We start from the raw sequence: 22,017 nt of genomic DNA on the forward strand, positions 1-22,017 counted from the left end.
ATTGGTAATGGTTCAGTATTAGGAAAGAGGAAAGGGGAAGCGCCACAGCCCTGGGAGGAAGAAGGGGAAGGGGGCGGTTCCTGAGGAAGAAGTAGTACTCGATCATCAACGCAACAGGAGAAATTAAAATGGCAACAACCTATGAAACGTCGAGCACGGCGAAGTCGGGAGGACGCGATTACGACATGTCGCTGTGGTACGACTCGAGGTGGTACAAATTTGGGCTCATCACCATGCTGGCGGTGGCGATATTCTGGGTCTGGTATCAGCGGACCTTTGCCTATTCGCACGGGATGGACTCGATGGAACCCGAGTTTGAGAAAGTCTGGATGGGATTATGGCGCGTACACATGATCGTCATGCCGCTGTTTGCACTGGTTACCTGGGGCTGGATCTGGAAGACCCGCGACACCCAGGCACAACTGGACAATCTTGATCCGAAACTTGAAATCAAGCGTTACTTCTACTGGATGATGTGGCTGGGCGTCTACCTGTTTGGCGTGTACTGGGGCGGCAGCTTCTTCACCGAGCAAGACGCATCCTGGCACCAGGTCATCATTCGCGACACGAGCTTCACCCCGAGCCATGTGGTTGTATTCTACGGCTCCTTCCCGATGTACATCGTCTGCGGCGTGGCAAGCTACCTGTATGCCATGACCCGTCTGCCGCTGTACTCCCGCGGCACCTCGTTCCCGCTGGTCATGGCCATTGCTGGTCCGCTCATGATTCTGCCGAACGTAGGCCTGAACGAATGGGGCCATGCCTTCTGGTTCATGGAAGAACTCTTCAGCGCACCGCTGCATTGGGGCTTCGTGATTCTGGGCTGGGCAGGACTGTTTTCCGGTGGCATTGCAGCACAAATCATCACCCGCTACTCCAACCTGACCGATGTTGTCTGGAACGGACAGAGCAAAGTCATCCTCAACAACCGGATCGTACCTTAATCGGTTAAGAGGCTGATTGAAAGTCCTGCTGCGGCCGCCCCCCGCCCCGGAACACCGGGAGAGGAGCGGCCGCAGCGACAGCGGCCAGGCACTGGCAGGATCCTAGTGCCAGCGCTGCACGGGCAGCCAGAGACGAACGAAGGGGAAGGCACCCGGGTAGAGGCCGCAGGCAAGACAGCAGCACGGCAGCACAACATTCTGTTTAAAGATTTATAGATTATTTGAGGGGAGGGCGCGATGAGCAGAACAGATGAAATACTAAAGGCGGCCAAGATGCCGCCGGAAGCAGTAAAGATGTCCAGGATGATAGACGCGGTATATTTCCCGATTCTATGCATACTGCTGGTTGGAACCTACCACATGCACTTTATGCTGCTGGCAGGCGACTGGGACTTCTGGCTGGACTGGAAGGATCGTCAATGGTGGCCGGTGGTAACACCGATCGTGGGCATCACCTACTGTGCCGCCATCATGTACTACCTGTGGGTCAACTACAGACTGCCCTTTGGGGCCACGCTATGCATCGTCTGCCTGCTGGTTGGCGAATGGCTGACCCGCTACTGGGGCTTCTACTGGTGGTCACACTACCCCATCAACTTTGTATTCCCCTCCACCATGATACCTGGAGCGCTGGTCATGGACACCGTCTTGCTGCTCACGCGCAACTGGATGGTGACAGCCCTGATTGGCGGCGGCGCATTTGGTCTTTTGTTCTACCCGGGCAACTGGCCGATATTTGGCCCCACCCACCTGCCGCTCGTGGCTGAAGGCGTACTGCTGTCGTTAGCCGATTACACCGGCTTCCTGTATGTACGCACCGGCACGCCTGAGTACGTGCGCCTGATCGAACAAGGCTCGCTGCGAACGTTTGGCGGCCACACCACGGTTATTGCCGCATTCTTCTCCGCGTTCGTCTCCATGCTCATGTTCTGCGTGTGGTGGTATTTTGGCAAAGTCTACTGCACCGCCTTCTACTACGTAAAAGGCGCCCGTGGCCGCGTCAGCATGAAGAACGACGTCACCGCATTTGGCGAAGAAGGCTTTCCCGAGGGGATCAAATAAATGAACACAAAACACCTCATCAAACAGGGCGTATTGGGCCTGTGCGGCGCAGCCGCGCTGGCCATGGGCCTGATGCTCGACATCCAGCCTGCGGCAGCGCATGGTGAACGCTCGCAGGAGCCATTCCTGCGCATGCGTACCATCCAGTGGTACGACATGAAATGGCAGCCTGAGACCACCAAGGTCAACGATCTTGCATCCATGACCGGCAAATTCCACCTTGCCGAAGACTGGCCGCGGGCCGTTGGCAAACCTGGACGCGCCTTCTTCAACGTAGGCAGCCCCAGCCCGGTGTTCGTACGGCTTAGCACCAAGTTGAACGGTGAGCCGACCATGATCTCGGGTCCGCTTGAGATCGGCCGCGACTACGCGTTTGAAGCCAAACTCAAAGCGCGGATTCCGGGACGCCATCACATGCATGCCATGGTCAACATCAAGGATGCAGGCCCGATTGCAGGCCCTGCCGCCTGGATGAACATCACCGGCAGCTGGGATGACTTCACCAACCCGATCAAACTGCTGACGGGCGAGACCATTGACACCGAGACCTTCAACTTCAGCAACGGCATCTTCTGGCATTTGCTGTGGCTGGGTCTTGGCTGTTTCTGGATCGGCTACTACGTTGCGCGGCCCATGTTCCTGCCGCGTTCGCGCGTACTGCTGGCCTATGGCGACGAGCTTCTGCTCGATCCCATGGACAAGAAGATGGCGTGGATCATCCTCATCCTGACCTTTGGCATCGTATGGGGCGGGTATCGTTACACCGAGACCAAGCATCCCTACACCGTGCCGATCCAGGCGGGTGAGTCCAAGGTTCAGCCGTTGCCGGTGAAACCCAACCCCATCGCCATCAAAGTGACCCACGCCAACTATGACGTACCTGGGCGTGCACTGCGGGTGACGATGTCTGTGACCAACAGCGGGGATACGGCCTATCGCATCGGCGAGTTCACCACGGCGGGTGTGCGCTTCATCAACAAGGTGGGCCTGAAGCATCTGGACCGCAACTATCCGAAGGAACTGGTTGCCACCGGACTCTCGTTTGACAACGACGCCCCGCTCCAACCGGGCGAGACACGCGAAGTCAAGATGGAAGCGAAAGATGCGCTGTGGGAAGTACAACGGCTGATGGCGCTCCTGGGTGACCCGGAAAGCCGGTTTGGCGGATTGCTCATGACCTGGAACGATGCTGGCGATCGCAACATCAACAGCATAGCCGGTGCAGTCATACCGGTCTTCACCAAGCTCTAAGCAAACCTGAGGAACCTGTAGACGAAAGGTTCCTCAAAACACCGGTCCGCCGCCGTCAACAGACGGAAAGGTGGATCGGTGTTTTTTTAACGCGTAAGAAATATAAAAACGGCAACTGAAACAGCAATGACTCCGCTCCGGCGCTAAAATAGCGGGGACGGAAAGCCGATAGCGAACAGCGTTGTAATATGCAAGCGAGAGGATTCTTTCGTGGTTAGGCAAGTGACACAGGCAGGCGCGCTCATCCTGATTGCGGCACTCTATGCCGGCAACGTGGCCGCGCATGGACGAGAATCGATGGAAGAAGACAGCTGCGTACGCCGCATAGGCGAGAACATGGTGCATTTGAGCGCCTACCAGCCGCAATTTGACGCCAGCGCCCAATACTGCACCGAAATACCCAAGATTGGAGACACCACCCTGGTAGTGGACCTCATAGATCCTGCGATGCGCGAGATGTCCATCGGCATGCGGGTGATAAAAGGCACCAACGCAGAGGAAGACGAAACCGTCTCCCACGTGCGTCCGAGCGTCCATCCTGACGGCGTCATCAGGGGAGAGACGAGCCTCGATCAGGGGCTCTACACCGTCATCATTACCGCCGAGGGTCTTCCGCCCTTGCGCTACCAATACCCCCTGCGAGTGCAGATGGTCAATTACAGCAACATATTCCGCGCCGCGGTCGTGCCGCTCATCGGCCTGCTGCTCTTGACCCTGCTGGGATACAAACTCATGAAATCCAAGCGCGTGGAACGCTGGCGCGCACAGCGCCGCTCATAGGCAACCAAAAGTAGATAGACAGCAGATAGACGATTCCTCAATTCTTATAGGCGATTTTGATAATGTCCTTACAATTTCTCAAGCCGGCCTTCGTATGCCTGATGCTTGTCATCGGCCTTCCATACGCTGCGCAGGTGCAGGCCCACGGCGGACTCTCCCTGGCTGACGACGTATGCAAACTTACCATCGGCCCCTACACCATGCACTTTACCGGTTACCAGCCGGATAGTACCCAGGAGAAGGAATTCTGCGAAGACATTCCGGCTACCGGGCGCACCGTGGTCGCGCTTGACTACATCGAAGAAGCGCTGCGTCCCCTGCCCACCGAAGTGCGCATCATTCGCGACACCGGCCCCGGCGGCGGCCAGCCTGGACCGGAAGAACAGCAAAACCTGGAGGGCATCACCATCCTGCACGTTCCGGCCAAGGTCTACCCCAATGGCTCCATCAACTTTGAATACCAGTTTGCCCAGCCTGGCAAATTCGTGGGCCTCGTGACCGTGGGTGAAAAGGGTGAATATGTGTCACGCTTCCCATTCTCGGTAGGCGAACCCAAGGGCACCTCGCCCTATCTCATCGTCGGCATTGCCGCGCTCGTGGTCGCCGCCGTGGTATTCTTCCTGCGCGGGCGCAAATCGGCCGATATGGGCGCCGCATAACACTGGCGCAGCCGTTTCGCAGAACCTGGGCCCATGGGTCCGGACGGCGGTTGCGGCTGTGCTAGAACCAAACTGAAGCAATGCAGTCAAACAACCATACCTGCGCCGCCAACAGGGGCATTTGCCCGCGAGAGCGCGGCGGTCAGAACGAGGAGCAAGAATGCAACCATTGATGATTCCGGTCCTGAAGCGGCTCATGATGGGCAGCGCCCTCATCATGGCGCTGGGAGCGAGCCTGCATAGCGCCCCGGTGCTGGCGCACGCCATGTTGGTCAAGGCCGAGCCGGCGCGCCGCGCCGTGCTCTCCCAGCCGCCTGCGCAAGTGCGGCTCTGGTTTAACGAAGAAATCGAAAAGGATTACGCCTCGCTTGCCGTGCTTGACGGGGCCAAGGCCGCGGTGACCGATGCCAAGCCCACGATTGCCGCAGACGACCCCAAGGCCATAGTTCTGGCATTGCCGGAACTGGCGCCGGGCAAATACACAGTCAAGTTCCGGGTACTGTCGGTGGACGGCCACGTAGTTGACACGTCCTACGACTTCACAGTAAAGAGCAAAGCGCAAGAGAAATGATCGAGGTCATCGCGACGCTCCTGCGCTGGTTACAGCTCGCGTCCAACATGATCCTGGTCGGCGGCTGCGTCTTTCTGGCAATCGCCGGGACCTTCCACTCCCCCTGGGTTACCCGCCTGGAGCGCCTGCTTCCCTGGCTCTGCTTGATCCTCCTGATCGGGCTGCTGGGCATTTTAGCCACCACCACGGCACAGGCCACCGGCATCAGCGAGAACGCCTGGCGCCCGCAAGTCTGGCTCGCACTCCTGCAAAACACCCGCATGGGACAGATATGGATAGGGCGGGTCATCTGCGCCCTGATCGTCACCGCCATCGCCCTCTATTTGCGCTACTCCGAGCGTGCGCGCTGGAAATACGTGCTGTGCGCCACCGCTGCCGCCCTGACCTTGACTGTCGGCTCCCTTGCCAGCCATTCCGCGGCCGAAGAACTGTCAGTGGTATCGATATTGCCCTATGCCCTGCACATCATCCTGGCCAGCGTCTGGTTCGGCGCCCTGCCCGCCTTCCTGGTGGTGTGCTATGCCTGCACCGAGCCTGCCTCATCCAATCCGGGCAATCCGACGGGCAGCCAGCCCTCCATGCGCGCGGGCATCCAGACCGAAGCCATCCAGCGCATCCATGCCCTGTTCCAGTCACGCGAAGAAGCGGTCATGGCCGATGCCCAGGCATTGAAGCGTTTCTCCGCCATGGCCCTGCCGGTCATGCTGGCGGTGATTGCCACCGGCGTCATCATCACCGACCGCATGGTCGACACCAGCTATGGCGCGCTCGTGGCCACTTCATACGGCTGGCTGCTCGATGCCAAGATCGCCCTGCTGGTGATCGTACTTATCATTGCCGCGCGCGCCCGCTCCACCTGGCTGCCGCTGCTGTCCCAGCGTGCTGACTCTAACCTGGCGCAAGCCGGCGGACAGAGGCTGCGCAAATGGGTCAGCTTCGAATTCGTGCTCGCCTTAGGCATTGTGCTCCTGGCCACCATCGTGGCCAACACCGTGCCAGCCAAGCACGCCCTCATCCAGACCTGGCCCTATTCCTTCCGCTTCTCCATCGCCGCCACCTGGGGCGATCAGGCCGTCATGATGCGGGTCTGGAGCGGTGTGGCGCTGCTCTTGCTCTCCGGCGTGATCTTCACCCTGGGCAATCTCAAAAAATGGGACAAGAAACGCCGCTTCGGCATCCCGGCGCTGCTTCTGGCCCTGGCCGCAGGCGTAGGCTTGCCGCCGCTTGCCATCGACGCCTATCCGGAAACCTATCGCAAGACCCCGGTGCCGTTTGACACCATCTCCATTGCCAACGGCTCGGCCCTGTTCGCCGAGAACTGCGTGGCCTGTCATGGTTCCCAGGGCAAGGGCGATGGCGTCATGGCCAAGAGCTTTGCCAAGCCACCGGTGGACATGCTCACTGAACCGCACACCGCCAAGCATACCGCAGGCGACTTCTTCCACTGGCTCACCTTCGGCATCCCCGATACCGGCATGCCGGTATTTGCCGACAAGCTCTCCGAAGAGGATCGCTGGGATGTGGTCAATTACCTGCATGCCATGTCGCGCGGCTATCAGGCGCGCCTGATGAGCCCCAGCGTCAAGCCCGAGCAGCCCCAGCCTTCCATGGGCCCGCCCAATTTCTCCTACGTCGCCCACGATGGCTCAAGCGGCACACTAAAGGATTTCCGCGGCCAGAAGAACGTGCTGCTGGTGCTGTTCTCGTGGCCGCAATCGCGCGAGCGTATGGAGCAGCTGCAGCAGCTCCATACCGAGCTTGGGCGCGCCAACACAGTGCTCCTGGCCGTGCCCGAGGATGATCCCGATGCGCAGGAGCTGGCCCAGATCAAGGCGGAGGTTCCCTTCCCGGTGGTGACCGAAGGCGCCCACGAGATCGTGAAAAGCTATGCCCTGTTCCGTCGCACCCTGAGCAAGCCCGACCTGCTGGGTCCGGGCACCTTGCCCGAGCACATGGAGTTCCTGGTGGACCGCTTCGGCTATCTGCGCGCACGCTGGATTGCCGATGCCGATGGCCCCGGCTGGAGCAATCCCCAGTCCCTCATGCAGCAGGTCGCACAACTCAATCGCGAAAAGGAAATACTCCCCCCACCAGGCGACCATGTGCATTGACTGCGACGTAAGAATAAAGGCTAGCGAGTAGTGCCGACGGCGGTGCTGCCTTCGCGGACGACGCTGTGGGCCGGTTTGTGGTGAGTTAAAATGCCCACAAGATGAAACCAAGGGATTACTCGGGCGCGTCGTCTGCCGGGGTGTCAGGAATCGGTAACAATCCCATCGTTCCTTTCTGCTCAATGACCGAGCCCAGCTCATCCAACGGTGGCAGTTCGGCTAGCGAGCGCAGGTTCAGGTCGTTGAGAAAGTTTGCCGTTGTACCGTAAAGGGCTGGCCTGCCTGGAACATCGCGATGACCGATTGCCGCTATCCAGCCACGCGACTCCAACGCCTTAAGTATGGTCCCCGACACGGAAACTCCGCGAATTTCCTCAATGTCGCCACGTGTCACGGGTTGCCGATACGCGATGATCGCAAGCGTCTCAAGCACGGCGCGCGAGTAGCGCGGCGGTCTTTGCGGGTTGATGCGATCGAGAAACTTTTGCATCTCCGGTTTAGCCTGAAAGCGCCAGCCGCTGGCAACATTTACCAGCTCTACCCCTTTCCCTTCCCAGTCCCGACGCAATTCCTCCAGTAGCCTGCGCAGCACTTCAGCGCTCAGCTCTTCGTCGAAAATCTTTCTGAGATCGGAGAGGGGCAATGGTTCCTGGGCCGTGAGCAACGCCACTTCCAGGATCCGCTTGATTTCCGCAGGATTGCCGGGGCTGACCACGCCTATGGAACTAGATGACGGAGAGGGTACTAACCGGCCTGACATAGATAATCCCAAAAGCACGAGGTTGGCTCACCTCAACCTGATGCTCTTTGACAAGCTCAAGTAGTGCCAGAAACGTTACGACAAGTTCCGGGGCTCCTGCCGCGGCACTGAATAAATCGTGAAACTCAATAAAGGCGCGCCCCTGCAATTGGCTTAAGATGCGACTCATGTGTTCTCGCACCGACAGCTCCGCCCGGGTGATCTGGTGGCGACGATTTGCCTGGCAGCGAGCCATCAGCATAAGCCACGCATCGCGCAGGTCCTCCATGCTGACTTCCGGGAGGCGGTCGGCCATCGCCGGCTCGATCCAGACCCTCGTCAGCAGGAAGTCCCGATCCGCTTGTGGCAGTTCATCGAGTCGCTGAGCAGCGGCTTTCATTTGCTCGTATTCCAGCAGGCGCCGTACCAATTCAGCGCGAGGGTCGCTCTCTTCCTCATCTCGGACAACGGCCACCGGCAACAGCATGCGTGATTTGATGTCAATCAATACCGCCGCCATGAGAAGGTATTCTGCCGCCAATTCCAATTTGTTTGCGCGCATCATTCCAATATAGGCCATGTATTGGCGGCTGAGCTCCGCCATGGGGATGTCCAGCACGTCGAGGTTATGCTTGCGAATAAGATACAGCAGTAAATCGAGAGGGCCCTGGAACGTCTCGAGGAACACTTCCAGAGCGTCGGGCGGAATATACAAATCCGCCGGTAATTCCGTTAGGGGCTCCCCATGAATTTTAGCCACCGCGGAAGCAGCGGATTGCGAAAACCCACTATCCATCGTCATGTGAAGCTAAGGAAACGCTCAACGTGCTCAGCAAGGAAAAGGGCATATCTACCAGCGTGCTAAGAGTAGTCCAGTCCCATTGCCTCTCTTACGTCCCGCATGGTCTCCTGCGCCAATTTATCGGCTCTCTCGCAACCGTCGGCGATGATATTACGTACCAGTGTGGGGTCTTCCTCATACATACGCGCCCGCTCGTGCATGGGTTGCTGCTCTGCCAATATCGCGTCAATAACCGGCTGTTTGCACTCCAGACAACCGATTCCCGCGGTAGTGCATCCCTGTTGCACCCACGCCCGGGTGTCATCGTCCGAGTAAACCAGATGGAACTGCCACAATGGGCATTTTGCCGGGTCCCCGGGATCGCTGCGGCGGACGCGCGCCGGGTCGGTCGGCATGGTGCGTATCTTCTTTATCACACTTGCCGGTTCCTCGCGCAGGGTGATCGTGTTATTGTAAGATTTCGACATCTTCTGTCCATCCAGACCCGGCATTTTCGGTGCCTGAGTCAGCATAACCTCGGGCTCGGAGAGAATCATCTTTCCGCCGCCCTCCAGGTATCCAAATAAACGCTCCTGATCGCCCAGGCTCAAATTCTGTTGTTCTTCAAGCAGCGCTTTTGCTGCAGCGAGCGCCTCATCGTCGCCGTGCTCCTGGTACCGATTCCGCAAGTCGCGGTAAAGTTTAGATTTTTTTGAACCAAGTTTTTTTATCGCCGCTTCCGCTTTTTCGCGGAATCCGACTTCCTTGCCGTAAATATGGTTGAAGCGCCGCGCGATTTCGCGGGTAAACTCGATATGCGGCGTCTGGTCTTCGCCCACTGGCACACGGGTGGAGCGATAAATGAGAATATCCGCGCTTTGCAGCAGGGGGTAACCCAGAAAGCCGTACGTATTCAACTCTTTCTCAAACAGCTTTTCCTGTTGGTCCTTATAGGAAGGCACGCGTTCCAGCCATCCCAGGGGGGTAACCATGGAGAGCAGCAGGTGCAACTCGGCATGTGCCGGCACCCGGGATTGAACAAATAATGTCGCTTGTGCTGGATCCACGCCTGCAGCCAGCCAGTCAATCACCATATCCCAGACGTGGCGCTCGATGACGTCCGGCGTATCGTAGTGCGTGGTGAGAGCGTGCCAGTCCGCGACGAAGAATAGGCACTCAAACTGGTGCTGTAGCTCCACCCAGTTCTTCAGCACGCCGTGATAGTGCCCCAAATGAAGGCCGCCCGTGGGACGCATTCCCGATAAAACACGCTCAGTGAACATACCCCTTGTCCTTATCCAACCAATCCAATTATTTTCAGTAGGCTTCCAGGCCAAAAAACAACGCTACCAGCTGTATCGTAATCGCTGTAAACGGACCAATGATGGCACCCAACACCCCGGTCATCAACAGCATAAGGAGGATCATGAAGCCGTACGGTTCAATCCTTGCAAAACCGTTAGCCAGGCGCTGCGGCAGAAGGCTTACCGCGATACGGCCGCCATCGAGCGGCGGCAGAGGCAATAGATTCAAAACCATCAGGATCACGTTGATTTTAATCCCCGCTTCCCCCATCAATACCATAGGCCGGGCAAGATCGGTGTCCGACAGGGCGAGGCCAAGCTTGATAACGAACGCCCAAAGCAACGCCATGAAAAGGTTGGCGCCCGGCCCGGCCAGGGCCACCCAAAGCATGTCCTGTTTCGGTCGGCGCAACGCCGAGAAGTCGACGGGCACCGGTTTGGCCCAGCCGAATAGTATTCCGCCCAGCCACAGCGTCAACAAGGGAAGCAGGATCGTGCCCACCGGATCGATGTGGCGAACCGGATTCAGACTGACGCGTCCTTGCGCATAGGCGGTCATATCGCCAAAATGCTTCGCCACATAACCATGAGCGGCTTCGTGCAAGGTGATGGCAAAAATTACCGGGAGCGCATAGATGGCAACATTCTGAATAATGCTATCCATTGGAGATTCCAAAAGGCTGGAGGCTCCCTTTTCCTTCCCGTATCACTTCCGGCACATCCCCGGTCATATCAATGACGGTGGTCATCTCCAGCCCGCAGGCGCCCCCATCCAGCACCAGTTCCACCTGATGCTCGAGGCGGGCCCGGATGTCCCCAGCATCGTTAAGTGGGAACTCATCGCCAGGCATTATCAGGGTGGAACTCAACAGCGGCTCATCCAACTCCGTCAACAACGCCTGCACGATGGGATGATCCGGAATTCTGACGCCGATTGTATCGCGCTTCGGCGGCTGCAAGCGGCGCGGAACTTCCCGGGTAGCTTGAAATATAAAGGTGTAGCTACCGGGCGTACTCATCTTGAGCAGCCTATATTGCCGATTATCAACTTTGGCGTAATGCGAGATTTCGGCGAGGTTGCGACACATCAGCGTAAAGTGATGCCGCTCATCCATCTGCCGTATCGCCCGAATTCGAGTCATGACGGTTTTATCGCCCAAGTGGCCTCCAAGCGCATAACACGAATCGGTAGGGTAGGCGATCACCCCTCCGGCGCGCACAATAGCCGCAGCCTGCCGTATCAGACGCAACTGGGGGTTTTCCGGATGAATCGAAAAGAATTGAGCCACGAGAAAAATAGCTGACGATTTTTATCAATGTGTTGTCTGCGGGTCCGTTTCCTGGTACATCATCCGTGGGCCGCCGGAAGGCATCTCGGGTGCCAAAGGGGGTACATCACACTGGTTAGTATCGCGCCGTGGTGGCAGTACACCCAAAAAGGCAATCACCCTGCGTGGATCGCTTCCTTCCAGTCATGCCATACGGGCCTGCAGATGGCAGGCAGCGCCGGCATTCTCCCCAGATCGAAGTAGCTTTCCCCCGGGCCGTGAAAGTCCGAACCGCGCGAAGCAAGTAAGCCCAGCCGCTGGCAATGGCGCGCAAACAGCAATGATTGCTCCGGCGTATGACTACCGGTGATCACCTCGATAGCCTCGCCACCCATTGCGCGGAATTCCTCCAGCAACTCGTCCAGCGCTTTCTTGCTCAGCTTGTAACGGCCGGGATGAGCGATCACGGCTCTGCCACCGCTGCCGCGTATCCAGCCAACCGCGTCGCTTAACGGCACCCACTGGTGTGGCGCATATCCAGGCTTACCCTTGACCAGGTATTTCTTGAAGACTGCTTTCGCATCTCTGGCGTGACCCTGCTGAATTAAAAAGCGGGCGAAGTGCATCCGCCCCAGCAAATGCCCCTCTCCAGCATTGCGGCAGGCGCCTTCAAAACTGCCGTGAATCCCGAATTTGTCCAGTTGCGCGGCGATATTACGCGCACGCACCAGCCGGCCGTCTCGTATGGACGCCAAACCCCGAATGAGGTCGGGATGCTCAGGATTTATACCGAGGCCGACGATATGGACGGTCTGGCCGCGCCAGTCCACCGAAATTTCGACGCCGTTGACCAGGATAACGTTCTTCTCCGTGGCCGCCGCGTGGGCCTCCGCCAGCCCTCCCACGTCGTCGTGATCGGTCAGCGCGAGAATGTCAACCCCACGCGCAGCAGCGTGCTCGACCAATTGTGTTGGTGTGAGCAGACCGTCCGAAACCGTGGAGTGGCAATGCAAGTCGATGTTGAGCATGAAGCAGGCAGGTTGCGCAAAGCGAGAGCCGCATCATAGCATAAGGGGGGGCGGAAAATTGAACTGCGACAACTGATCGGCTCACCCGGAGCGGAGCGTGGGCATTCACGCTAAAAGACCGAATGCTTCCGGTAGAGTAGGATATCGAATTGCCCAGATTAGACGGAACAAATGGACTTTCTGCCAATTTTTATCGACATACGAAATCGTGACTGCCTTGTGGTCGGCGGCGGGGAAGTGGCCGCCCGGAAAGTGGCGTTGCTATCGCGAGCGGGGGCTCGGGTCACCATCATCGCCCCCCGGCTCTGTGAGGAACTGCACGAGCGGCTGTTGGTGCCGCGGGATCGGGAACAACCGCCGCAAACAAGAATTACTTATCTTGCCGAAACGTTTAGTCCCGATCATCTCGCCGATGCCGTTCTAGTTATCGCTGCTACAGATGATCCCACAGTTAACCGGAAGGTTTCCGAGGTTGCCAAAGGATTACGCATCCCCGTCAATGTCGTGGATGATCCGGCTTCATGCTCTTTCATCATGCCTTCGATTGTGGATCGCTCTCCCGTTCTTATCGCCGTATCGAGTGGGGGCGCGTCACCGGTGCTTGCCCGGGTACTGAGAGCTCGACTGGAAACCATGATACCGATGGCTTATGGCCGCCTTGCGGCGTTCGCGGCCCAATTCCGCGAACGAGTGAAACAGCAGCTTTCAGTTCCCGAGAACCGACGCAGATTCTGGGAGAAAGTATTGCAGGGGCCAGTTGCCGAAATGGTTTTCTCCGGCAGGGACCGGGCGGCAAAGGTGTATCTGGAGCGTGCGCTGGATAGCGAACCGGATGAGTCAAGCGGGGGAGAAGTATATCTGGTGGGCGCTGGCCCGGGCGACCCGGAGCTCCTGACTTTTCGGGCAATGCGCCTGATGCAGCAGGCGGACGTGGTCGTGTATGACCGGTTGGTTTCACCTGAGATACTTGACATGGTGCGTCGCGATGCCGCCCGGATCTATGCCGGGAAGGAGCGCAGCAAGCACGCAATGCCGCAGGAATCGATTAATCAATTGCTGGTGCGGTTGGCCAAGGAAGGCAAGCGCGTGCTGCGGTTGAAAGGGGGCGATCCTTTCATCTTCGGCCGGGGGGGTGAGGAAATTGAAACCCTCTCCAGCCACGGAATTCCTTTTCAGGTCGTTCCGGGCATTACCGCGGCGACCGGTGCGGCATCCTATGCAGGTATCCCCCTCACTCATCGCGACTATGCCCAGTCGTGTGTCTTTGTCACCGGCCATCTCAAGGACGGGAGCGTGGACCTGGATTGGCCCATGCTGGCGCGCCCAAACCAGACCATCGTGGTCTATATGGGGCTCCTCGGCCTACCGGAGCTGTGCCGGCAATTAATCGCGCACGGGCTATCTGCTACGACACCAGCCGCAATCGTGCAGCAGGGAACTACGCATAAACAGCGCGTATTGACCGGTACGTTGCAGAACCTTCCCGGTTTGACCGCTGCGGCCAAACTGATTCCGCCAACTCTTATCATCGTCGGCGAGGTCGTCAAACTGCATCGGCAACTGGCGTGGTTCGAGCCTCAACGGGATGAGGCTGCTCCCGCGATCGGTATTCTGGGCAGAGAACAGTAAGCCTTTGCGCAATACCGCGCTATTCCATCGCATCTTTTAAAAAAGGCCGATCAGCATCCTCGTTCCCAGCAAATAAAGCAGCAGAACAAAAATCGTCCTGAGCATCCGTGTAGGCATGACGTGGGTCGTTTTTGCGCCGAACGGCGCTGTCAATACGCTGGCCAGCACGATCCACCCCAAGGCCGGCAAATAGACATACCCCAAGCTATGTTGCGGTAACGGCTGGGATTGGGCCATGCCATTAACGATGTATCCGATGGCGCCCGCTACGGCAATGGGAAATCCCACTGCGGCAGCGGTGCCGATCGCCTGCTGCAATCGCGCGTTGCAGAACGTAAGAAACGGAACCGTCAGCAGCCCGCCGCCGATTGCGACAAAACTCGAAACCGCGCCAATGATTCCGCCCGCACCAATCATTCCCCATTTGCCGGGAAGCTCACGGCTGGGTTTGGGCGAGATTTTCAGCAGCATCTGCGTGGCTGCATAGAAGATAAACACAACAAAAATGACGCTGAGCGCCCTGCTGGGCAACGCGTTCACCAGAGTCGCACCGGCCAGTGTGCCAGCGATAATTCCAGGGGTGATATGTTTCACGACTTGCCAGTTCACCGCTCCGTGCGCATGGTGAGCGCGCAGGCTGGAAGCCGAGGTGAAAATGATCGCGGCCATGGTAGTCCCCAGGGCAAGGTGCAGGATGCGATCAGGCGGGAAATGCTGATTGGTAAAAATAACGGTGAGCACTGGCACCAGAATCAATCCGCCGCCGATACCCAGCAGTCCGGCAAAAAAGCCTACAACTGCACCCAGCAGCAGATAAGCCGGCCACCACTCCACGTCAAGCGTGGCCGAAAGGTATGCTTGTCTTGAGCATTTTTCGGCGACTTTCCGTCTGCAAATCTGGTTGTGACCAGCCCATCAAAAAATCCCCATGATGAAGTCCCACTCCGCTGGGTCTACAGGCGTAATGGATAGGCGGTTTCCGGTTTGCAGAATGCGCATGTTTGCCAGTTCCGGCCGGCTGCGCAATTCCCTGATGCTGACCAAGCGGGTTTTTCTGATGAACTTCACATCCACATTGAACCAGCGCGGGTTGTGCGACGTTGCCTTCGGGTCAAAATATTTACTGGCGGGATCGAACTGCGTTGCGTCCGGATATGCTGGACTGCTAACCTCGGCAATGCCCGCGACCCCCGGTTCCGGACAACTCGAATGATAAAAAAACACGCCGTCCCCGACGCGCATCTGGTCGCGCATAAAGTTGCGCGCCTGATAGTTGCGGACGCCGTACCAGGGGACAGTTTGATCAGGCATCGAGGCAAGGTCATCAATGCTGACATCCGAAGGTTCTGATTTCATCAGCCAGTAACGCATATTAGGTCCTAAGAGTTCCAGTTAATTCCATAGTCGGTTGACTACAATAAACATTGCCATTTTTCATGGCTTGAACATTCCCAAGATGTTCTATACAATCCTGCACGAAGTCCCCCCCAAAGTCCCACCCACTACTAAAGCGAAGTAACCTCAATGGCAAAACTTTCGGCAATAGGTTGTGAAGGAGCAAAGCCTTCGCTAAATCGAGATCGCTTACTAGGTGATGGCGACGGATTATTTCTCCGGATTCGACCGAATGGTACGAAGACATGGGTTATTGAATACGAGTTAAATAGTAGTCGGACAAAATACACCATAGGTACGTACTCACGCAACGGCGCGCAAGGCGACAGTATTTCGGCTTGGCTCAGTAACGGCCAGCAGTCCTTGGCTCAGGCTCGGGCGATTGCAGGCAGCTGGAAGGCTGCTCGAAGAGCAGGGCATAACCCAGCCGCAGAATGGGAAGCTCAACTTAGCTCAGATCGTGAGGCAGTCCGTCTGCGGGTGACAGCATTAGAGTCCGAGCGAACTCAACCAACGGTTGAGGACGCCGTGAAGTTGTTTATGGCGAAGATTATGGCCAAAAAGAACAGCGCACCTGGGGTGCTCTACCGGTTCACGAGACTGACAGAGATTCTTGGTACCAAGAAAATTAAAGACGTGTCCCGGCAGGATATTATTGCCGCGCTAGATACCATCGCAGAGGGTAGGAAAGAGGGGCGGACTGCAAAGCAATTAGCCGGCGAGGTGTTGACGCTTGCAAAACGGCTATGGCGTTTTGCTAAAGCACGGGAATGGGTGCCGGTATCGTGCGTGGAAGAGCTATCGCGGCGCGATTTCGACTCAAGGCCCAAAAAGCGGGATGTGACGCTACGACTTGATGAACTAGCGGTAATTTTGCGAGCATTGAACAACCCTCTGCAGTGCAAGGCTGATCCCGTTACCATTGCTGCCTTAAAGTTGTTGATTCTGACAGGGCAGCGAGAAACCGAAGTTACCAATGCCCAGTGGGCAGAATTGGATCTAGGTGCCGGTGTTTGGGTACTTCCGGCGGAACGCACCAAGCTGAGACGGGCCCATCTTGTGCATTTGGCTCCCGAGGCAATCGCAATTGTTGAGTCTTTGAAACCGCTAACCGGGAAAGGACTTTACGTGTTTGAATCGCCGAACAAAGCGGGTCAGCCGATTTATGGGCGTTCTGTGAACAACGCGCTAGCAACGCTATTTAAACGTAACCAGTTACCAAACGTCACTCGTTGCCGTGTCCACGATTTTAGGCGAACGCTGATAACGCGCCTCCCGGACCTGGGTTTCGAACCATTCCTAGGCCACAAGATTGCTAACCATATTCTTTCTGGCGTTTTCGCACACTACAACCATAACACTTACGAACAGCAGCGAGAGAAGGCGTTAAAGGCATGGGCTCGCCGGCTCGAAACACTGGCGGCAGTAAGCAAAGTTCGGCACTTGCATTACGCTGCGTGAGCTTATTTCGTAGCTCATATCCGTACCATCGAGGAAACGGGTAGCACGGTCACGGTTCGCTCCGACTTCTAACTCAAGAAAAGTATAAGAGGATCCAAGTGGACTTCGCAGCTCATGTACCGGCCGCGGTCCGGGAATACACTACCGCATTGTTAGAGGGCGACAAGATGGGATCCGGCTTGGTCGCTTCGATCGCTAATTTCGAGCGACAGCTATTTGAGACAAAGGAAGCAATAGAAGTAGAAGCCCGGCTCGGGTCCGGTGGATCTCTAATTACCCTACGCGAGCAAGAAGCTGAACTCGGCAATATTAGAGACGTTCTAGTTGAGCATCGGAATTGCTTGCTGCGACTCGTCCATGATCATCGTATGCTCTCCGCGTACTTACTTCTGATACCAGAAATCACCTCAGACGAACAATGGTACCAAATTATCAATTCGGCGTATGGGGCGGGCAAAGATTTCGAGCGTTGGCGGGAACGCCTGAGGCTGGCACATGAGGAAAAAGAGGAAATCGCTGACATCGCGGAGAAGCTTGCGAGGGCAATCGATAAGTTTTCGAGAAACGGGGTGGAAGGACCCGCCGAGTTCTACTCTGTCCGTGTTTTATTGGGTAATACGGACAATGACGAATCGGGAGGACATAATCAGTATATTTGGCAAGCGGCACGTAAGGACCTATTGGGCGAGCGCGAGAATACTCGCGAACGGCATGAACCAGCCCAGCCATCTTTGGAATTTGAAAGCGAGTTGGAGGTCGGCCCCGTCCTCAGTCACCATTCAAACATTAGATTTGTTTCTCCCGGAGAGCCCGTGGAGCACGATCCGCTCGCAGGAGTGCGGTATGGGTGGGAAAAGGCTCCTCCACTTGCAGCGCTACTGAAAACTGTAGCCAAAGCAGGAAGGGATTTTAAGCCGCAGGAGGAGGGCGTGATCGACGCTGCCCTCGAAAGCCGGCAGGGTAGCGTAAAAACTCAATATCTCCGGGCCCTAGCCTATCTTCTGATTATTGTCAACAACTTCACCTTAACCACGCCGCTAATGCGAGCAATGTCAATTATTGCTAACGTGGTAATCAACCTACCTGACGTTGATGTGACGTACGATGACGTGCGAAAGGCGCTTTCCCACCGGGCAATAGGCCACTGGAAAACTCGAGGTAAAAAACCGAGCTGAGTTTTCCACTATTTCTGGAAAACTCAGGGCTCAAAAATCTTTCGAGTTTCTTTGGGTTAAAAAACTACTTTTTGTATTGTGACCATGCAAATCCCGGAAAGGCCGGGAAGCACCTAAATAAAGCACCGAAATAGGAGCTTTAAGCATGGCACAGCAGTACAGAACCGCGCTCGCAATTCTCCGGCGCAAACAAGTCGAGGCTCGGACGGGGCTCTCGCGTTCATCCATTTATTTTAAGGTTTCTGCAGGTACCTTCCCCCAGCCTGTTCGGCTGGGCATACGGACTGTCGGCTGGATCGAAAGCGAAATAGAGGCTTGGCTTCTCGCCCAAATCGAAAAAAGCCGCAAGGTTTAGAGGGGCGACCATGACCAAGAAAACGATGGACGCAACCAACGGGCTTGAATCAACCTCCGCAGCTCTCGCCAGCAATATCTCGTCGCAGGATCCAGTAACTAAGGCTCAATCACGTGCGGTCTCTGGGGGGTCAAGCTCTACAGCATCCTGCGTCACTGATCCGTTACTTGAGAAGGGTGAGACGATATTTAACCCTATCAGCCAATTCAGGGATGCAATTCAGGCTGCGGGGCTAATCCCTCCAGATGTAATCGAAGCAGACGGAAAACTGCATCGCTTCTCCACTAATGGCAGGCCTGACGATGACGCCGGATGGTACGTGTATCACGGTAATGTCGTTCCCGCCTGCGGCGCCTTGGGTGACTGGCGCAGCGGGGTTAATCAAACTTGGCGAGCAGAGATAGGCCGTGCTCTGACTTCGGCTGAGCAGCGTAAGCATCGGGCCAGTTTGGATGTAATGCATGAGCAACGCGAAGCGGAGAAAACCCAGCGCAGGAAACAGGCACGTGAAAAGGCCGAACAAATCTGGGCGAAAGCCGTTCCCTGCTTCGAGCACCCCTATCTTACATCTAAGCACATCCACGCATATGGAGCACGGCAATACAAGGATGCGCTTGTAATCCCCCTTTGGGTGGACGACGTAATTCATTCCCTGCAATTCATCACTGCGGAGGGAAAAAAGAAGTTTTTGCTTGGCGGGCGGGTGAGAGGTTGCTATTTCATAATCGGCGACCCCACCGGCGCTACGGTCCTATGTATTGCCGAAAGCTTCTCAACGGGCGCCAGTATCCACGAAGCGACGGGGTATCCGGTAGCTGTGGCGTTTGGCGTGGCCAACCTCAGTGCGGTCGCAAAAGTCATGAGGGAAAGAATTCCGGATGCGTCGCTGGTCATCTGCGCCGACGATGACTACGCAAGTCCCGGAAACCCAGGATTGACAGCGGCAACGGAAGCGGCGGGGGCCGTGGATGGAGTGGTGGCGGTTCCAGACTTCGGCCAAGACAGACCGGATGGAGCAACAGACTTCAACGATATGGCAGCGCACTGCGGGATTGAGGACGTCAAGCATGTGTTAGTGAGCGCGGCGGTTTCGATAACAGAAAAAGATCATGACCAGGAAGACGATACCGGGGATGGTCTCGATGTAGCGGGAGATGCAAGCACTGCATCACCGGATGCTGAGGTAACACAGGTAACAGGGGTGCAAACCATTGAACACGGGCGTTCCGCTGTTACCTGCTTCGCTCCTGCGGAGGTAACTAGGGTAATAGACGGATCAGGCACGTCAGACCGGTCAGGCAATCCGGTCCCGGAAGCAATAGACCGACCTGCATTTCGCGTCTTTGATGACCGAGTGGAGCATGAGGCGCAGGAATTCAAGGCTGGAGTATGGTATTTCGATACGGACAGGGAAGGTAGACCAACGCAAACCTGGGTATGTTCCCCACTGCACGTCGTCGCCGTGACCTCTGACGGCCACCAACACAACTTCGGCCGCTTGCTGCGCTTCCGGAACACATTGGGTTATTGGCGGGAATGGGCCATGCCAATGGAACAGCTGCGCGGGGCAGCCGATGATCTGCGCGGCGAACTGCTGGCGATGGGCGTGGAGCTTGACCCTAGCCAGTGGGTGCGGCGCCTGCTTTCAACCTACCTGCAAGAGAAGCCCCCTGAGCGGAGAATCCGCTGTGTGCTGCAGGTTGGCTGGTGCGAGGATTCTTTTATATTGCCCGATACGGTAATCGGCCCCAAGTCCTCGGACGTGATCTTCCAGAGCGGTGAGATCGGCCACGACGAACACACCACCGCTGGAACGCTAGAGGGCTGGCAGCACGACATATCGTCGCGGGCTATCGGCAATCCGCTTCTACTACAGGCGCTGTCTGCAGCGTTTGCGGGACCAATGCTGGCGTTGTGCAATGCAGAAGGTGGAGGGCTTCATTTTGTCGGTGACTCATCCACCGGCAAGACAACGTTGCTCGAAGCGGCTTGTTCGGTCTGGGGTGGACCCAATTACCGACGAAGCTGGCGGGCAACAGCCAACGGCATGGAAGGTGCGGCAGCAACATTCAATGATTGCCTGTTAGCCCTGGATGAAATCAGTGAGGCCCATGCACATGAAGTGGGTGCCATCATCTATGCCTTGAGTAACGGGCGCGGCAAGCAGCGAGCCGGCAGGACGGGCAATGCCCGTGCCCTTACACGCTGGCGCTGCTTCGTGCTCTCCAGTGGAGAGCGCAGCATTGAAACGACCATGCAGCAAGTAGGACAACGGGCTAAGGCTGGGCAGTCAGTGCGATTGCTGAACATCTCAGCCTCGAGGGTATATGGAGCATGGGACACATTGCATAATCTACAAAGCGGGACGGCCTTTTCCGATGCAATCAAGCGAGCAGCAGTTACACACTATGGACTTGCCGGTCGGGCTTTTCTGGAAAATCTGACGAGGGACGCGCGGGATTTCGGCGGCTATCTCGAACGCTTCAAGGTACTGAAGCAGTTTGCGGTAAAGGACGGCGAGGGACAGGAAAAAAGGGCAGCAGCGCGTTTTGCCATTTTGGCGCTGGCGGGGGAGACGGCAACAGATTACGGGATAACAGGTTGGCCTCCTGGGGCCGCGACCGAGGCAGCGGGAGAGGGTTTCAGGGTTTGGCGCGCTTCGCGTGGACATGGTAATGATGAACGGCTGCAGATAGTTGAACAGCTCTCCGGGTTCATAGACCGTCACGGGGACTCGCGTTTTTCGAATAAGAACGATGAAACACAGATTTTCAACCGCGCGGGATGGTGGCAGGATTCTCCAACCGGACGCAGCTACTTGTTCACGTCAGAGGGTTTGCGGGAAGCACTCAAAGGCTTCGATTTTGATCGGGCGCTCGATGTCCTGCAGGAAATCGAGGCCCTACCCCCTGCCGACATGGAAGGCAAACGAACGAAGGTATTCAATATCAATTGGGAGTCGAAGCGGCTATACCCTATAAAAGCTGGCAAGCTAGGCGGTGGCCATGTCGCTTGATGATCTGCTTGTCACACTGGAAAGGCGCGACATTGTTACCCCTGTTACCTCTATCAACCCTGCAGGGGTAACATCAAAACCCGCGCCAACAGGCACTCTTACCCCTGATACCCCTGTTACCCGGGAAAAGTGCAATGCAGAAGATGTGTTACAAAAAGCAGCGCACGGCGCTAACGGAACCGCGTCCCAGTGGTGGCGATTTCACTATACCGACCGCGAGCCGAAGGAAGCGTCCTACAGTCCTGCAGCTACTCATGCAGAGGCAATGGCTGGGGAACCAGATGCAATAAAGGCAGAACCATTTAAGCCGCTGCTCCGGGAACCAAATGCGCCGTTAAGCCAAGAAGAGGAAACCACAATACTGGATTGGCTGGAGCGTATAAACGAAACGGATGAGGTAATAATCAGCGCAGCGCTACATCAGTGTCAAACCGATCAGGACGCGAGGGATTTTTTCATTGGACTGGCAGCACAATAGCGAGGAGTAA

21 protein-coding genes and 1 pseudogene are annotated in these 22,017 nt (G+C 56.8%); 14 read left to right on the forward strand and 8 right to left on the reverse strand.

From position 1 onward, the window contains the following. The first annotated feature begins 128 nt into the window (after positions 1-128). The 7 genes from R5L00_RS10175 (at position 129) to R5L00_RS10205 (ending at position 7,378) form a co-directional block, all read left to right on the forward strand. Positions 129-944, forward strand: a complete 816-nt coding sequence (locus tag R5L00_RS10175; RefSeq protein ID WP_317650648.1) for a methane monooxygenase/ammonia monooxygenase subunit C — start codon at positions 129-131, stop codon at positions 942-944. Between the two features lie 237 nt (positions 945-1,181). Further along, positions 1,182-2,006: a methane monooxygenase/ammonia monooxygenase subunit A gene (locus tag R5L00_RS10180; RefSeq protein WP_107694664.1), complete on the forward strand. Its 825-nt coding sequence runs from the start codon at positions 1,182-1,184 to the stop codon at positions 2,004-2,006. Beyond that, positions 2,007-3,257, forward strand: a complete 1,251-nt coding sequence (locus tag R5L00_RS10185) for a methane monooxygenase/ammonia monooxygenase subunit B (RefSeq protein WP_317651494.1) — start codon at positions 2,007-2,009, stop codon at positions 3,255-3,257. It abuts the gene before it with no gap. Positions 3,258-3,467: 210 nt separating this feature from the next. Then, positions 3,468-4,037: a hypothetical protein gene (locus R5L00_RS10190; RefSeq protein ID WP_107694662.1), complete on the forward strand. Its 570-nt coding sequence runs from the start codon at positions 3,468-3,470 to the stop codon at positions 4,035-4,037. A 101-nt stretch (positions 4,038-4,138) separates the two neighbouring features. After that, a complete protein-coding gene (locus tag R5L00_RS10195; protein ID WP_107694679.1) occupies positions 4,139-4,696 on the forward strand; it encodes a hypothetical protein in 558 nt (185 codons plus the stop codon). A 160-nt stretch (positions 4,697-4,856) separates the two neighbouring features. Beyond that, entirely contained in the window at positions 4,857-5,267 is a 411-nt protein-coding gene (locus R5L00_RS10200) for a copper resistance protein CopC (protein ID WP_258192716.1), read from the forward strand. Next, on the forward strand, positions 5,264-7,378 hold the full coding sequence (locus R5L00_RS10205; protein WP_317651499.1) for a CopD family protein: 2,115 nt from the start codon (positions 5,264-5,266) through the stop codon (positions 7,376-7,378). Before R5L00_RS10200 ends, R5L00_RS10205 begins: the two co-directional genes overlap by 4 nt. Positions 7,379-7,493: 115 nt before the next feature. On the opposite strand, the gene scpB is transcribed toward R5L00_RS10205, so the two are convergent. The 6 genes from scpB to R5L00_RS10235 all read right to left on the reverse strand — a co-directional run bounded on the left by scpB (position 7,494) and on the right by R5L00_RS10235 (position 12,498). After that, positions 7,494-8,138: an SMC-Scp complex subunit ScpB gene (gene scpB, locus R5L00_RS10210; RefSeq protein WP_107695095.1), complete on the reverse strand. Its 645-nt coding sequence runs from the start codon at positions 8,136-8,138 to the stop codon at positions 7,494-7,496. Next, on the reverse strand, positions 8,104-8,919 hold the full coding sequence (locus tag R5L00_RS10215; RefSeq protein ID WP_258192742.1) for a segregation and condensation protein A: 816 nt from the start codon (positions 8,917-8,919) through the stop codon (positions 8,104-8,106). Before R5L00_RS10215 ends, scpB begins: the two co-directional genes overlap by 35 nt. Before the next feature lie 59 nt (positions 8,920-8,978). Next, on the reverse strand, positions 8,979-10,181 hold the full coding sequence (locus R5L00_RS10220) for a tryptophan--tRNA ligase (RefSeq protein WP_107695094.1): 1,203 nt from the start codon (positions 10,179-10,181) through the stop codon (positions 8,979-8,981). 34 nt (positions 10,182-10,215) lie between these two features. Next, positions 10,216-10,866 carry a site-2 protease family protein gene (locus R5L00_RS10225; protein ID WP_317651502.1) on the reverse strand — a complete coding sequence of 217 codons (651 nt, stop codon included), beginning with the start codon at positions 10,864-10,866 and terminating at the stop codon, positions 10,216-10,218. Further along, positions 10,859-11,491, reverse strand: a complete 633-nt coding sequence (locus R5L00_RS10230) for an L-threonylcarbamoyladenylate synthase (RefSeq protein WP_107695092.1) — start codon at positions 11,489-11,491, stop codon at positions 10,859-10,861. The genes R5L00_RS10225 and R5L00_RS10230 overlap by 8 nt, the downstream gene beginning before the upstream one ends. 155 nt (positions 11,492-11,646) lie before the next feature. Beyond that, positions 11,647-12,498, reverse strand: a complete 852-nt coding sequence (locus R5L00_RS10235) for a 3',5'-nucleoside bisphosphate phosphatase (protein WP_107695091.1) — start codon at positions 12,496-12,498, stop codon at positions 11,647-11,649. A gap of 171 nt (positions 12,499-12,669) precedes the next feature. Between R5L00_RS10235 and cysG the strand changes: the two genes are divergently transcribed. Beyond that, a complete protein-coding gene (gene cysG, locus R5L00_RS10240; protein ID WP_107695090.1) occupies positions 12,670-14,127 on the forward strand; it encodes a siroheme synthase CysG in 1,458 nt (485 codons plus the stop codon). Positions 14,128-14,163: 36 nt separating this feature from the next. Here cysG and R5L00_RS10245 read toward each other — a convergent pair whose 3' ends face one another. After that, positions 14,164-14,961 carry a sulfite exporter TauE/SafE family protein gene (locus tag R5L00_RS10245; protein ID WP_107695089.1) on the reverse strand — a complete coding sequence of 266 codons (798 nt, stop codon included), beginning with the start codon at positions 14,959-14,961 and terminating at the stop codon, positions 14,164-14,166. A gap of 81 nt (positions 14,962-15,042) precedes the next feature. Beyond that, positions 15,043-15,498, reverse strand: a complete 456-nt coding sequence (locus tag R5L00_RS10250; RefSeq protein WP_107695088.1) for an EVE domain-containing protein — start codon at positions 15,496-15,498, stop codon at positions 15,043-15,045. A gap of 153 nt (positions 15,499-15,651) precedes the next feature. Here R5L00_RS10250 and R5L00_RS15930 point away from each other — a divergent pair. The 6 genes and pseudogenes from R5L00_RS15930 to R5L00_RS10275 form a co-directional block, all read left to right on the forward strand. Next, positions 15,652-15,906: pseudogene (locus R5L00_RS15930) on the forward strand (Arm DNA-binding domain-containing protein); the annotation flags it as partial. Positions 15,907-16,074: 168 nt separating this feature from the next. Further along, complete coding sequence (locus R5L00_RS10255; RefSeq protein ID WP_317651505.1) at positions 16,075-16,983, forward strand: site-specific integrase; 909 nt, start codon at positions 16,075-16,077, stop codon at positions 16,981-16,983. 98 nt (positions 16,984-17,081) lie between these two features. Beyond that, positions 17,082-18,158 carry a hypothetical protein gene (locus tag R5L00_RS10260; RefSeq protein ID WP_317651506.1) on the forward strand — a complete coding sequence of 359 codons (1,077 nt, stop codon included), beginning with the start codon at positions 17,082-17,084 and terminating at the stop codon, positions 18,156-18,158. Between the two features lie 145 nt (positions 18,159-18,303). Continuing rightward, positions 18,304-18,513, forward strand: a complete 210-nt coding sequence (locus R5L00_RS10265) for an AlpA family transcriptional regulator (protein WP_317651507.1) — start codon at positions 18,304-18,306, stop codon at positions 18,511-18,513. A gap of 10 nt (positions 18,514-18,523) precedes the next feature. Then, positions 18,524-21,529, forward strand: a complete 3,006-nt coding sequence (locus tag R5L00_RS10270) for a DUF927 domain-containing protein (RefSeq protein WP_317651509.1) — start codon at positions 18,524-18,526, stop codon at positions 21,527-21,529. After that, the gene (locus R5L00_RS10275; RefSeq protein ID WP_317651510.1) at positions 21,519-22,007 is read left to right on the forward strand and encodes a hypothetical protein; all 489 of its coding nucleotides are present in this window, start codon (positions 21,519-21,521) and stop codon (positions 22,005-22,007) included. The genes R5L00_RS10270 and R5L00_RS10275 overlap by 11 nt, the downstream gene beginning before the upstream one ends. The last annotated feature ends 10 nt before the right edge of the window (positions 22,008-22,017 follow it).

Source organism: Nitrosospira sp. Is2, from assembly GCF_033095785.1.
Classification (GTDB): Bacteria; Pseudomonadota; Gammaproteobacteria; order Burkholderiales; family Nitrosomonadaceae; genus Nitrosospira.